Genomic DNA, 12,810 nt, shown 5'->3' with positions numbered 1-12,810 from the left:
CCCCATGACCCTCTCCCTCCGTGTCGCGATCGTCGGCGCCGGCCCCGCCGGCATCTACGCGGGCAACATCCTCCGCCGCCAGGTCGACGAGGCCGGCGGCGAGGTCGCGATCGACCTGTTCGAGTCGCTGCCCGCGCCGTACGGCCTGATCCGCTACGGCGTCGCGCCCGACCACCCGCGCATCAAGGGCATCGTGAACTCGCTGCACGAGATGCTCGACGAGGGCACCATCCGCCTCATCGGCAACGTCGAGGTCGGTCGCGACGTCACGGTCGAGGAGCTGCGCGAGCGGTACGACGCCGTGATCTTCGCGACGGGCGCCCTGAAGGACGCCCCGCTCGACATCCCCGGCATCGACCTGCCCGGCTCCTTCGGCGCGGCCGACCTCGTGGCCTGGTACGACGGGCACCCCGACGTGCCGCGCGACTGGCCGCTCGAGGCCGAGTCGATCGCGGTCATCGGCAACGGCAACGTGGCGCTCGACGTGGCGCGCGTGCTCGCGAAGCACCCGGCCGACCTGCTCTCGACCGACATCCCCGCGAACGTCCACGCAGGCCTCCTGGCGTCGCCGGTGACCGACGTGCACGTGTTCGGTCGGCGCGGCCCGTCGCAGGTGAAGTTCACGCCGATCGAGCTTCGCGAGCTCGGCGAGGTGCCCGACGTCGACCTCGTCGTGTACGACGACGACTTCGCACGGGCCGAGGGCGACGAGCACGCCGCGCACCTGCTCGCGACGAACAACCAGGTCAAGGTGATGACGCGCACCCTGAACGGATGGCGCCGCGCCGACGACCGTCCGTACACCGCGTCTCGTCGCCTGCACCTGCACTTCTTCCACTCGCCCGTCGAGGTGCTCGGCACCGACGCCGTCGAGGGCGTGCGCTTCGAGCGGACTCGCCCGGTCGGCGACGGCTCGGTCGCGGGAACCGGCGAGTTCGTCGACGTGCCCGTACAGGCCGTGTACCGCGCCGTCGGCTACGCGAGCTCGCCGATCGACGGGGTGCCGTTCGACGAGTCGGCGCGCGTGATCCCGAACGACGGCGGGCGGGTGACGGATGCCTCCGGCGCCCCCGTCGCCGGCGTCTACGCGACGGGCTGGATCAAGCGGGGCCCCGTCGGGCTCATCGGGCACACCAAGGGCGACGCCCTCGAGACGATCACGAACCTCGTCGCCGACGCGCAGGCCGGAGTGCTCGCCGCGCCCGGCGTCGCGCCGGTCGTCGAGGCGGTCGGCGGCGACGAGGTGCTCGAGCTGCTCGAGGCCCGCGGCATCCGCTTCACGACCTGGAACGGATGGCTCGCGCTCGACGCGCACGAGCGCGGCCTCGGCGAGGCGTTCGAGGGCCCGGTCGCGCGCGAGCGCGTGAAGGTCGTGCCGCGCGACGAGCAGGTCGAGATCTCGCGCGACGGCGCGCTCGTCGCCGGCTGACGCCGGCCCGCCCCCGTTCGCGGTTCGCGCTTCGCGCTTCGCAGGAGGACCCCCGATTCACAGGACCGATCCGGCACGGACGTCCTGTCGTTCCGGGGTTCTCCTGTGAATCGAGGCGCTGCCGACCTGGCCGTCAGGCGTCGGACACGCCGGCGAAGACGTCGATCGTGGCCGGGTCGGCGCCGGCGGCGCGGAGGCGTGCGGCGATGCCGCGACGGGCCCGCGCGTAGGAGGCGTTCGTGCCGCGCATGACCGAGTCGCGGTTGGCGAGGTCGAGCAGCGCGGTGAACTCGAATGCGAGCTGGTCGGGGTCCTCGAGCGCGGGTAGCTCGCCGAGCGAGCGCGCGTGGCCGAGGGATGCCGCGAGGTAGCCGCTCCACTCGGCGAGCGCGAGGTCGATGGCGTCGCGCACCGGCCCGGGCTTGGCGTCGAAGTCGGCGGCCGCCTCGGCGAAGAAGCATCCACCCGGGAACACCCGCCCGCGCGAGTAGGCGATCCAGCGGTCGACGAGCGCGACCACCCGGCCGAGACCGCGCGGCAATTCCCGCGCGGGCGTGACGACCGTCTCGACGAAGCGCAGTCTCGCCGCCTCGACGGTGGCGAGCTGGAGCCGCTCCTTGCTGCCGAAGAGCGTGGCGACCCCGCTCTTCGACACCGACGCGGCATCGGCGATCCGGGCGATCGAGAGCTGGTCGAGGCCCTCGACCGAGGCGAGGTCGACGGCGGCGGCGAGCACCTGGCGACGCGATGCGTCGCCCCTGACCCGACGCCCGTCGACGACGCCGATCGAGGAATTCGTGTTCACCCTCTCGATTTTACGCACGAACGTTCGTATACTCAACACACGACCGTTCGTATTCTTTGATCGGAGTCATCGTGACCACCATCGCCGAGACCGCGACCACCGCGGCACTCCTGACCCGCGTCGCCGCCGTCCGCGCCGCCGAATCCGTCTCCCCCGAGGCATCCGCTGCCGTCGCCCTGCCGCTCTTCATGCGCGTCGGCGGGCGCCTGCCGGTCCGGCCCGCCGACCGTGCGGTGCACGAGTCGGCGAAGCGCTCGACCATCCGCGTGCGGGGTCGCGACCTCGCGACCTACGAGTGGGGCAGCGGGCCCGACACGATCCTGCTGGTGCACGGATGGCGCGGCCGCGCCTCGCAGTTCGCGCCGATCGTGCGCGAGCTCCGCGCCGAGGGGTTCCGCCTGCTCGCGTTCGAGGCCCCCGCCAACGGCGAGTCGCCGGGACGGCGGACCGACATCCGCGACTGGCTCGCCGCGATCGACGCGCTCCAGGCCCGCGAGGGTCGGTTCCACACGATCATCGGGCACTCCTTCGGGGCGATGGCGGCCCGAGCGGCCATCGCCGACGGCACCTCCGCCGGCGGACTCGTGGCCGTCGCCGGTCCGTCGCGCGCCCGGTTCCTGGTCGACGCCTTCGCGCAGCGCATCGGCGCCCGCCCGAGTACCGCCGACGCCCTCGCCGCGCGCTTCGCGCGCCGCATCCTGCCCCACATCGCCGACCCGTGGTCCCGGTTCGACGGCGCCGCCAACCCGCTGCCCGAGCGGATGCCGCTGCTCGTCGTGCACGACCGCGGCGACCGCGAGGTGCCCGCGAGCGAGGGCGTCCGCCTGCACGACGCGCACGGCGCCCGCTCGCGCCTCCTGCTCACCGACGGCGCCGGCCACAATCGCGTGCTCGGCGCGGATGCGACGCTCGACGCGGTGACGGCGTTCGTGACGGGCGGGCCCGACGGTGTCGACCGGGCCGGACTCGACCAAGCCGACGCGCTCGCGCACGGCGCCCGCGCGGCGGCCGGCGCTGACGCCGCGTAGGTCTCGCCACCGCCGACCGGGCAGTCAGAGCTCGAGCACGCCGAACCGTATGGAGCCGGCGAGCCGACCGGCACGGCGCGCCGCCTGGCCGACCCAGTCCCGCCGCCGATCGACGGACCAGATCGAGAACGGCGCCATCGCGACCAGTCCGAGCACGCGGACGGCGCCGCCGAGCGAGGAGGAACGCGGGGCGCCGTGCTCGCGGAAGAGCACGTAGAGCTGGACCGAGCCGATGCCCCACCGGTACTGCTGCCGCCAGAGTTCGCGGAGCGAGGTCCGCATCCGATACGTGACGTGCGCGCCGTCGACGCGGACGAGCGGGTGGCCCAGCAGTTGCACGTCCCAGCAGAATGCCGTGTCCATGCTCGCGAGCATCGACTCGCGGAATCCGCCCACTTCGCGCCAGACCTCGGCGCTGACCCCGAGGTTGTTGGTGGCGGCCGCGTCGAGGAACCCCTTCGATGGCAGGATCGCCGACCACTTGGTGGTCCGGCCCATGCCGGCCCACGGATCGGACGCGGAGTCGTGCGAGGCGGTGGACACGCCGGCGATGAACGAGTGCTCGGCGGCGGCGGCGGCCATCGCCTCCAGCCACCCCGGCTCGGCGATGTCGTCGGCATCCAGGAACAGCAGGTAGTCGCCCGATGCGATCTCAGCAGCCACGTTCCTGGCATGGCTGGCGCCCGCGACCGACGAGGCGTCGACGACGCGCAGTCCGGGGAGACGGTCGCGCCAGGTCTCGGCCCGGGCGACGGTGTCGTCGCGGGAGCCGTTGTCGGCGACGATCACCTCCCAGCGGCCCTGCCATCCCTGTGCGGCCAGGGCCTCGAGCTGGGTGCCGATGGTCGCCCCCGCGTCACGCGCGGGGATGATCACGGAGAGGTGGCGGGACTCGGGCACGCGCTCATCGTAGGCGTCGACGTCGGCACCGCTCCGGAGGCACCCGCGAGAACGGACTAGGTCGCCGACGCGGCGAGCACTCGCTCGTAGACCTCGAGGTGGGCGCGCGCGACCGCGAGGTCGTCGAGCAGGCCCGGGGTCGCCGCGGCCGCGGCGGAGAGCCGGGCCCGGAGCGCGGGGTCCTGGTCGAGCTGCGCGAGCGCGGCGGCGAGCGCGCCGATGTCGCGCGGTGGCACGAGCAGCCCGTTCACGCCGTCGGCGACCCACTCGGTCGGACCGCCCTCACCGGCCGCGACCGTCACGCGACCTGCGGCGAGATACTGCAGCACGTTCTGGCCGAGCGGCTCGGCACGCGTCGAGTACTGCACCGCGACGTCCCATCCGTCGAGCAGCCTCGGCACGTCGTCCACGTGCCCGAGCACATCGACCTGCGCGCCGACGCCGAGTTCGTCCGCCCGGCGGCGCAGCGCCGCGAGGTACGCCTCGTGCCCGAAGGGTGCGCCGCCGGCGAACTGCAGGCGGATGTCGCGTCCCGCGAACGCGCGGGCGAACGCCTCGAGGAGCTCGGCCTGGCCCTTCCACGGGTCGATCCGGGCGAGCATGCCGATCGTGCGGAGCGGCGCGTCGGCCCGGACGACGAGCGCGGTCCCGACCGAGAGGCCCGACGCGCTCGGCACGACCTCCGCGACGGCGTGCGGCCGCAGGAACGGCGCTGCCGAGTCCAGCGTCGCGTGCGAGTTCGCGATGACGCCGTCGGCGCGCGGCAGCACGAGGCGGGTCATGAGCGCGTGCCCGGCGCCGCCGAGCGCGTCGGGTTCGACCAGGTCGCGGAGATGGACGACGAACGGCTTCCGGGAGGATCGCGCGGCGAGGGCGCCGTAGGCGGCCGCACGCGCGGTGTTCGCATCCACGAGATCAGCCGTGCGGAACGCCGCCGACGTGCGGACCGCGATCGCCTGCACTGCGAGGCGCAGACCGAACCCGACCGTGGCGAGCACGCCGCCCGAGCTCGCGCCCGCGGGCTGACGGAGGCCGACGACGCGCCGCGCCACTCGGGGCGGCATCGCGTCCCAGACGCTCGGGCCGGCATCGAGCGGTGGCGTCTGCAGGACGGCCGTCCAGTCGGGTCGGGCTTGGAGCATCCGCACGAGCGCGAGTTCGGCGCCGCCCGCTGCGGCGGTGTGGTCGAGGTGCAGCACGCGCAGCCGCCGCTCGCGCATGCTCACGTTCGGCGCCTGCCGAACCATCCGCGCCGACGCTCGGTCGACGGCGCCCCTGAGGCTCCGCCGCCGGATGTCTCACGCCGCTCGAGACCTTCGAACGAGAACGCCTCCGGGTCCGCGACGGTGGTGAGCACCGCGTCGATCTCGGCCTCCGGCATGCCGAACAGCGATGCGGCGATGGCGGTCAGCGGCGGTACCTCCTCACGCGCCATGGCGCGGTACGCGTCGTCGTCGCGCCCCTGGGGGTCGGTGATGTCGCCGTCGTCGGCCGCACCCAGCTCGCGGCGGCGACTGTAGGCGGCGATCCGGTCGCGGAGTTCGCCGGCCGATGCCGGTGCCGGTGCCGGGCCCAGTCGTGCGGCGATTCCACCCGCTTCGCGAATGGTGAACGTCGACCGCAGCATCGACGGCACGATACCGAGCACGCCGTCGCGGTGGGCGACATCCGCCGTGAGCACCAGGTCGGCACGCCGGATCGCGCCCTCGTCGATCTGCGCCGCGCGATGGGCCCGCCCGTCGGAGCCGAGCCGCTCGACGATCGCACGCGTGCGGCTTCGCATCGGTCGGCCCGCGGGCGCTGCGAGGCCGGCGCTCGTGACGACGACGCGGGCCGCGGCATCCGTCGGCAGATACCAATCGGCCCAGGTCCGCAGGAGCGCCGCAGCGAGCGCCGAGCGATTGATGTTCCCGGTGCAGACCACGAGCACGCGGAACTCGTCGGAATCCAAGCGCGATCACCCCCGGCTCGCCACGACCGGGGAGCGGGGCCCCGGATAAGGTTTCTGCAAGGAGTCTAGAGGGGGTGCGGTGCGCGTACTCAGGGTCTCGCACAGTGCCGTCGTCGATGAGTGGCGCGGCCGCGAGCGGGCGCTCACCGCGCTCGGCGTCGACGTCGAGCTGTGCTGCGCCCGGTGGTGGCACGCCGGCGGTGCTCCGGTGACGCTGGAGGCGCGCGCCGACGAGCGCGTGCGCGGCGTGCGCACGCTCGGGCGGCATCCGGCGCTCTTCGTCTACGACCCGGTTCCGCTGTGGCGTGCACTCGGCGACGAGGTCGACGTGATCGACGTGCACGAGGAGCCGTTCGCGCTCTCGACGGCCGAGATCCTGCTGCTTCGCGCCCTGCGCCCGCGCGCGCGGCGGACTCCCGTGGTGCTCTACACCGCCCAGAACCTGCGCAAGCGCTACCCGATCCCGTTCCGCTGGCTCGAGCGGTGGGCGCTCCGCTCCGCGTCGGGGATCTCGGCCTGCAACAGCGAGGCCGCCCGCATCGCGGAGGACAAGGGCTTCGTCGGGCGGGCACGCGTGATCCCGCTGGGCGTCGACCTCGAGCAGTTCAGGCCGGCGGATGCCCCGGGGTGGGCGGATGCGGCGCAGGCGACGGACGCCGCGGCCCCGGCTGCCGACCCCGCCGCCCCGATCACCGTGGGCTTCATCGGCCGCCTCGTGCCCGAGAAGGGCCCGCTCCTGCTGCTCGACGCGCTCGCGCGCGAGCCCCGGCTGCGGCTGCGCGTGGTCGGCACCGGCCCGCTCGGGGCAGAACTGCCCGCGCGTGCGGCATCCGTCGGCGTCGCCGACCGCGTCGAGCTCGTCGGCGCCGTCGACCCGGCCGACATCCCCGAGGTCCTGCGCACGTTCGACGTGCTCGCCGTGCCGTCGCTGCCGACCGCCTCGTGGACCGAGCAGTTCGGCCGCGTCGCGGTCGAGGCGATGGCGTGCGGGGTCCCGGTCGTGTCGAGCGATGCGGGCGCGCTGCCCGACGTCGTGGGCGATGCGGGACTCGTCGTGCCGGTGGGCGACGCGGCGGCCCTCGCCGACGCGCTCGTCGAGGCGTCCGGCCCACGAGCCGCCGAGCTGCGCGCCGCCGGCTTCGTCCGCGCCGAGGAATGCAGCTGGGGTGCGGTCGGCCGCGACTACCTCGACCTGTACCGCTCGATCGTGCACGAGGCATCCGGCGCCCCCGAGCCGTCGCCGTCACTCGAGGTCGTCGTCGTCGCCTACGGGTCGCCCGAGTTGCTGCGCCGCGCACTCGAGCCCGTCGGGGGCCTCCCGGTCACGGTCGTCGACAACTCGTCGCTGCCGGCGATCCGCGAACTCTGCGACGAGCTGGGCGTGCGCTACCTCGATCCCGGTCGCAACGGCGGCTTCGCCGCGGGCGTCAACCACGGCCTCGCGAACCTGGTCGCGCCCGGCTCCGACGTGCTGCTGCTGAACCCCGACGCCGAGATCTCGGCCGACGACGTCGCCCGGCTGCACCGCGCGCTGCGCGCGCACCCCGACCTCGCGAGCGTCGGCCCTGCCCAGGTCGACGAGCAAGGACACGAGGCGCGCGTCGAGTGGTGGCTTCCGTCGCCGTCGGGAACCTGGTTCGAGGCCCTCGGGCTCGCGCGGCTCCGCCGCGACCCGTCGTACGTCATCGGGTCGGTCATGCTGCTGCGCGCCGAGGCGCTCGAGCAGGTCGGGTGGTTCGACGAGCGATTCTTCCTGTACGCCGAGGAGGCCGACTGGGCCTACCGCGCGCACCGGCTCGGCTGGCGGCATGCGGTGGTGCCCGAGGCGCGCGCAGTGCACGTCGGCGCCGGGACGGGCGGCGATCCGCGCCGACGCGAGGCGCACTTCCACGCCTCGCAGGAGCGGTTCCTCCGCAAGCACTTCGGCGCGGCAGGCTGGCAGTGGGCGCGCGCCGGGCAGTGGCTCGGCGCGATGGCGCGTTCCGTGCTCCTCCCCGGCGACCGCGGCCGCGCGGCACGGCGGCGGGCCGCGATCACCCGGCTGGGTCCGACGCGGGTCGAGGCGCGATTCCGGCGGACCGATGCCGTCGGCACGAGTTCAGCGGCGGCCGGCACCCGGCCCGCCGCATCCGTCACGACCACCGACACCCCCGCGGAGGCCCCGGCATGACCAGGATCGTGCAGATCGTCCCGTTCATCGGGCCCGGGACCGGCGTCGCCGGCGTGGCGTGGCACCTCCAGCAGGAGCTGCAGGCGCTCGGCGCGGACGTCGAGGTGTTCACGTTCCAGTCCGCACGCCGCGGGCGACCGACGCCGCGGTCGGCGCGCAACACGATCCTGGCCCGGATCCGCGGCGGCTGGCGGATGATCTGGTTCAGCACGGTCGGCACCCGCCGGGCGAAGCAGTTCCTCGCCGAGCGCCCGGACGCGATCTCGATCTGCCACAACAACGTCGTCGCCGGCGACGTCTACGTCAACCACGGCCTGCTGCTGGCGTCGATGCGTGCCCGAGGACGTTCGTTCTGGGGCATCTACCGGAATCCGGTGCACGACTTCATCTACCTTCGCGACCGGATCCGCTACCGCGGCCATGCGCACCGCGTCGCCGTCTGCCTGTCGGAGCGCGAGGCCGCCGACCTGCGTGCGACGTACGGCCCGATCGGCCCTCGCATCGAGGTGATTCCGAACGGCGTCGACCTCGACCGGTTCCGGCCGCCCACCGCGGAGGAGCGGGCGGCGGCCCGTTCGGAGCTCGGACTCGGCGACGATCAGCGCGTCGGCGTCTTCGTCGGGCACGAGTTCTCGCGCAAGGGCCTCTCGGTGGCGATCCGCGGGCTCGCCTTCGGCCCGAGCGCGCTGCTGATGGTGATCGGCGGGAACGACGAGATCATCGCCGAAGCGCACGCCGAGGCGGTCGAGCACGGCGTCGGAGACCGCGTGCTGTTCCTCGGGGTGCGCAAGGACCTGCCGAGCCACCTCGCAGCCTGCGACTTCTTCGTGTTCCCGAGCGCGTACGAGGCGAACGCGCTCGTCCTGCTCGAAGCGCTCGCCAGCGGGCTGCCCGTGATCGCGACACCGGTCGGCTTCGCGCCCGAGATCGTGCGCGACGGCGAGAACGGCTACCTCGTGGAGCGTGACCCCGAGGCGGTCGGGGCGCGGATGGAGGAGCTCGCGACGCTCGACGATGAGGCGTACGCCGTCCTGCGTCGCGGCGCACGGGAGTCGGCGGAACGGTACGGCTGGCGCGAAGTCGCCCGGCGCTACCTGACCCTCGCGGAGGGGCTGCGGGCCGAGCGGGCCGGCGAACGCGTCGCCGGTGCCGACCGTGCCGCACGCGACGGGACGGCCGGATGACCCGCATCGTCCAGATCGCGCCGGCGATCGAGCCCGGCAGCGGCGTCGCTGGCGTGGCGTTCGCACTCGAACGTGAGTTCCGCGCGGCGGGCGTCCCGGTCGAGCGGTTCACGGCCGCCGAAGCCGGTCGCACGCTCGATCGGCCGCATCGCACGTCGCTCGGCCTGCACCTCGCCCGCGCGGGGAACGTGGTCTGGTTCAGCACGGTCGGCACGCGACGCGCCAGGCGCTTCCTCGCCGAGCGCCCTGACGCGGTCTCGTTCACGCACAACGACGTCATGACGGGCGACGTCTACGTCAATCACGGACTGCTCCAGGCGGCCATGCGTGCGCGCGGGAACTACGCATGGCGGATGGTGCGCAACCCGGTCCACCTGTTCACGGCGCTCCGCGACCGCATCCGCTATCGCGGCCGCACGCATCGGGCGGTGGTCGCCCTGACGGCGCAGGAGGCGCAGCTGCTCGGCGACGTCTACGGACGCGTGCGCCCTCCGGTCACGGTCATCCCCAACGGCGTCGACACCGAGCGTTTCCGCCCACGGGATGCCGCGGGGCGTGCCGCCGTTCGCGCCGAGCTCGGCATCGCGGACGACGCGACGGTCGCGATCTTCATCGGCCACGAGTTCGAGCGAAAGGGACTGCATCTCGCGATCGAGGCGCTCCGGACGGCGGCGGGCGTCGTGCTGCTCGTCGTCGGAGGTTCCGCCGACATGATCCGGCGGGCCCGCGCGCAGGCCCGCCGCGCGGGCGTCGTGGATCGCGTGGTGTTCGCCGGCGAGCGGCCGGACCCGGTTCCGCTGCTCGGCGCGGCGGACGTGCTGGTCCTGCCGAGCGCCTACGAGGCGAACGCCCTCGTCGTGCTCGAGGCGCTCGCCTGCGGTGTGCCGGTCGTCTCGACGCGGGTCGGATTCGCGCCAGACATCGTGGTCGACGGCGAGAACGGCTTCCTCGTGGCGCGGGAGGTCGCTCCGATCGCGGCCCGCCTGGCCGAGTTCGACGGGCTCGACCCGACGATTCGCGACGCCTGGCGGGCCCGGGCGCGGCGGACGGCGGAGCAGCACTCGTGGCGGGAGGTCGCAGCACGGTACCTCGAGCTGGCCCGCTCGATCGAGGCGCAGAAAGCGACGGGTCGGCCCGCCGACCACACGGCGGAACCGCCGTGACCGGTCCGCTGCGCATCCTGCACGCCATCCGCTCCGACGGCTTCTCGGGCGTCGAGCAGTTCGTGCTGCGCCTCGCACGCAGGCAGGCGGCCGACGGCCACGCCGTGCACGTCGTCGGCGGGGACCCGCCGCGCATGCGTCCGGGCCTCGACGAGGCGGGCGTCGGCCACACGCCTGCTGCGCGCACCATCGAGGTGCTCCGCGCGGTGCGCCGCCTGAGCGGCGAGGTCGACGTGGTGAACACGCACATGACCGCAGCGGATGTCGCGGCCGTCGCCGCGCTCGCGGGCCGTCGCCGCACCCGCCGACCCGCGGTCGTCGCGACGTGCCACTTCGCAAGGCCGAGGGGTCGGGTCGGCCCGCTGCCGATCGAGGCGCTCGTGGGCCGCGGGATCGATGCGCAGATCGCGATCTCGTCGGCGGTGGCCGCCGCCGTCGACGGCCCGTGCACGGTCGTGCACACGGGCATCGACCCGCGGCCGGCCGGCGATCCGGAGGCCCGTGAGCGCACGGTCCTCATGGCCCAGCGCCTGCAGCCGGAGAAGCGCACCGATGTCGGGGTGCGCGCGTTCGCGGCATCCGGCCTCGCCGACGCGGGCTGGGTGCTCGATGTCGCCGGAATCGGCCCGGAGCTGGAGCCGCTCGAGCGGCTCGTCGACGAACTCGGCATCGCGGCATCCGTGCGCTTCAGCGGGTACCGCACCGACCTCCCGGAGCTGCTGACGCGCGCCGGACTGCTGCTCGCGCCGTGCCCCGTCGAGGGGCTCGGCCTCACCCTCCTCGAGGCCATGGCGTCCGGTCTGCCCCCGGTGGCCGCCGACGCGGCCGGTCATGTCGAGCTGCTCGCCGACCTCGACGAACGGGCCCGCTTCCCGGCGGGCGATGCGGATCGGGCGGGCGCGCAGCTGCGCTCGCTCGCCGCCGACCCGTCCGCGCGGGCCGCCCTCGGTGCCGCCGCACGCGACCGCCAGCAGTCGCAGTTCTCGCTGCGCGCGCAGGCCGACGGGACCGACGCCGTCTACCGGGAGGCCATCGGATGACCGATCTCGTCGTGCTCTCGCTCGAACGCTGGGACCAGGTCTGGCGGCGCAACCAGCACCTCGTCGCGGGGCTGCTGCGCACCGACCCGGAGCTGCGCGTGCTCTTCGTCGAACCGGCCGCCGATCCCGTGCACGATCTCGCGTCGCGCCGGCGGCCCGGCACCGGGCAGGGCGTGACCGAGGTCGGCGCCCCGGCTCCCGGGCGGCTCTGGACCTGCCGTCCGACGAAGTGGCTGCCGCGCCGGTTCGACTCGCGTGCCGATGAGCGGCTCGCGGCGAGCGTCGTGCGCGCCGCGCGGTCGTTGGGCATGGGCCATCCGCTGCTCTGGATCAACGACCCGGGTGCCGTGGAGCTCGCCGAGCGCACGGGATGGCCGACCCTCTACGACGTCACCGACGACTGGCTCGCCGCCGACCGTTCCGAGGGCGAGCGAGCCCGCGCTTCCGCGACCGAGGCTCGGCTGCTCGAGGTCGCCCGCGAGGTCGTCGTCTGCTCGCCCGAGCTCGCGCGCCGCAAGGGCGCCGCCCGCCCCGTGACGCTGATCCCGAATGGGGTGGACGCGGCCGCCTACCGGCGGCCCGCCCCGCGTCCCGCCGACCTGCCTGAGGGGCGCGTCGCGCTCTACCTCGGCACGGCGCATCCGGACCGCATCGACGTCGACCTCTGCGAGGCGACCGCGCGAGCGCTCACCGCGGTCGGCGCCACGCTGGTGCTCGTCGGCCCGAACCTGCTGGGCGACGCGGCGACCGCTCGGCTCGAATCGGCCGGTGCGGCACTGCTCGGCCCTCGCCCGAGTGCCGACGTCGTGGGCCACCTGCAGCACGCCGACGCGCTGGTGGTTCCGCACGTCGTGACGCCGTTCACCGACAGCCTCGACCCGATCAAGCTCTACGAGTACCAGGCCGTCGGCCGGCCGGTTGTCTCGACGCCGGTGGCGGGGTTCCGGGATGTCGCGGACCCTCGCGTCGCGATCGCCGCGCGCGACGCGTTCCCTGCAGCCGTCGCGTCGGCCGTGGAGCTCGCGGTGCCGTTCCCGCACGGTGTGGACGGCCCGGCCAGCGACTGGAGCGAGCGGGTCTCTGCGATGCGGGGGGTGCTCGAGCGTCTCGGGGAGCCCGACACGGCCTAGCCGGTGCGGC

Annotated in this window: 11 protein-coding genes; 7 read left to right on the top strand and 4 right to left on the bottom strand. The window is 74.3% G+C overall.

What is annotated here, in order from left to right:
- The first annotated feature begins 4 nt into the window (after nucleotides 1–4).
- Nucleotides 5–1,429 carry an FAD-dependent oxidoreductase gene (locus ABME02_RS06420; protein WP_353814445.1) on the top strand — a complete coding sequence of 475 codons (1,425 nt, stop codon included), beginning with the start codon at nucleotides 5–7 and terminating at the stop codon, nucleotides 1,427–1,429.
- Nucleotides 1,430–1,562: 133 nt separating this feature from the next.
- On the opposite strand, the gene ABME02_RS06415 is transcribed toward ABME02_RS06420, so the two are convergent.
- Complete coding sequence (locus tag ABME02_RS06415; protein WP_353814444.1) at nucleotides 1,563–2,234, bottom strand: TetR/AcrR family transcriptional regulator; 672 nt, start codon at nucleotides 2,232–2,234, stop codon at nucleotides 1,563–1,565.
- Between the two features lie 71 nt (nucleotides 2,235–2,305).
- On the opposite strand from ABME02_RS06415, the gene ABME02_RS06410 reads away from it, so the two are divergent.
- The gene (locus ABME02_RS06410) at nucleotides 2,306–3,262 is read left to right on the top strand and encodes an alpha/beta fold hydrolase (protein ID WP_353814443.1); all 957 of its coding nucleotides are present in this window, start codon (nucleotides 2,306–2,308) and stop codon (nucleotides 3,260–3,262) included.
- Between the two features lie 24 nt (nucleotides 3,263–3,286).
- Here the strand turns inward: ABME02_RS06410 and ABME02_RS06405 are convergent, their stop codons facing one another.
- From ABME02_RS06405 to ABME02_RS06395, 3 genes are read right to left on the bottom strand one after another with little or no spacing between them, the layout of a single operon-like run.
- Entirely contained in the window at nucleotides 3,287–4,162 is an 876-nt protein-coding gene (locus ABME02_RS06405) for a glycosyltransferase family 2 protein (protein ID WP_353814442.1), read from the bottom strand.
- 56 nt (nucleotides 4,163–4,218) lie between these two features.
- The gene (locus ABME02_RS06400; RefSeq protein WP_353814962.1) at nucleotides 4,219–5,382 is read right to left on the bottom strand and encodes a glycosyltransferase; all 1,164 of its coding nucleotides are present in this window, start codon (nucleotides 5,380–5,382) and stop codon (nucleotides 4,219–4,221) included.
- 2 nt (nucleotides 5,383–5,384) lie between these two features.
- Nucleotides 5,385–6,113, bottom strand: coding sequence for an arsenate reductase/protein-tyrosine-phosphatase family protein (locus ABME02_RS06395; protein ID WP_353814441.1), 729 nt, complete (start codon nucleotides 6,111–6,113; stop codon nucleotides 5,385–5,387).
- A 79-nt stretch (nucleotides 6,114–6,192) separates the two neighbouring features.
- On the opposite strand from ABME02_RS06395, the gene ABME02_RS06390 reads away from it, so the two are divergent.
- From ABME02_RS06390 to ABME02_RS06370, 5 genes are read left to right on the top strand one after another with little or no spacing between them, the layout of a single operon-like run.
- Complete coding sequence (locus ABME02_RS06390) at nucleotides 6,193–8,283, top strand: glycosyltransferase (protein WP_353814440.1); 2,091 nt, start codon at nucleotides 6,193–6,195, stop codon at nucleotides 8,281–8,283.
- Complete coding sequence (locus ABME02_RS06385) at nucleotides 8,280–9,467, top strand: glycosyltransferase family 4 protein (RefSeq protein WP_353814439.1); 1,188 nt, start codon at nucleotides 8,280–8,282, stop codon at nucleotides 9,465–9,467. The genes ABME02_RS06390 and ABME02_RS06385 overlap by 4 nt, the downstream gene beginning before the upstream one ends.
- The gene (locus ABME02_RS06380) at nucleotides 9,464–10,630 is read left to right on the top strand and encodes a glycosyltransferase family 4 protein (protein ID WP_353814438.1); all 1,167 of its coding nucleotides are present in this window, start codon (nucleotides 9,464–9,466) and stop codon (nucleotides 10,628–10,630) included. The genes ABME02_RS06385 and ABME02_RS06380 overlap by 4 nt, the downstream gene beginning before the upstream one ends.
- On the top strand, nucleotides 10,627–11,670 hold the full coding sequence (locus tag ABME02_RS06375; RefSeq protein ID WP_353814437.1) for a glycosyltransferase family 4 protein: 1,044 nt from the start codon (nucleotides 10,627–10,629) through the stop codon (nucleotides 11,668–11,670). The genes ABME02_RS06380 and ABME02_RS06375 overlap by 4 nt, the downstream gene beginning before the upstream one ends.
- On the top strand, nucleotides 11,667–12,800 hold the full coding sequence (locus ABME02_RS06370; RefSeq protein ID WP_353814436.1) for a glycosyltransferase: 1,134 nt from the start codon (nucleotides 11,667–11,669) through the stop codon (nucleotides 12,798–12,800). The genes ABME02_RS06375 and ABME02_RS06370 overlap by 4 nt, the downstream gene beginning before the upstream one ends.
- Nucleotides 12,801–12,810 lie beyond the last annotated feature (10 nt).

The sequence above is a fragment of the Agromyces zhanjiangensis genome (assembly GCF_040496055.1).
Taxonomy (GTDB): domain Bacteria; phylum Actinomycetota; class Actinomycetes; order Actinomycetales; family Microbacteriaceae; genus Agromyces; species Agromyces zhanjiangensis.
The sequence above is the reverse complement of the archived record's forward strand: the minus strand, read 5'-3'. Positions and strand labels throughout refer to the sequence as shown.

What these genes read in the sequence shown, in the direction of transcription:
- ABME02_RS06380 (WP_353814438.1), top strand. Translation starts at nt 9,464, where the DNA reads ATGACCCGCATCGTCCAGATCGCGCCGGCGATCGAGCCCGGCAGCGGC.
- ABME02_RS06385 (WP_353814439.1), top strand. Translation starts at nt 8,280, where the DNA reads ATGACCAGGATCGTGCAGATCGTCCCGTTCATCGGGCCCGGGACCGGC.
- ABME02_RS06400 (WP_353814962.1), bottom strand. Translation starts at nt 5,382, where the DNA reads ATGCGCGAGCGGCGGCTGCGCGTGCTGCACCTCGACCACACCGCCGCA.
- ABME02_RS06420 (WP_353814445.1), top strand. Translation starts at nt 5, where the DNA reads ATGACCCTCTCCCTCCGTGTCGCGATCGTCGGCGCCGGCCCCGCCGGC.
- ABME02_RS06370 (WP_353814436.1), top strand. Translation starts at nt 11,667, where the DNA reads ATGACCGATCTCGTCGTGCTCTCGCTCGAACGCTGGGACCAGGTCTGG.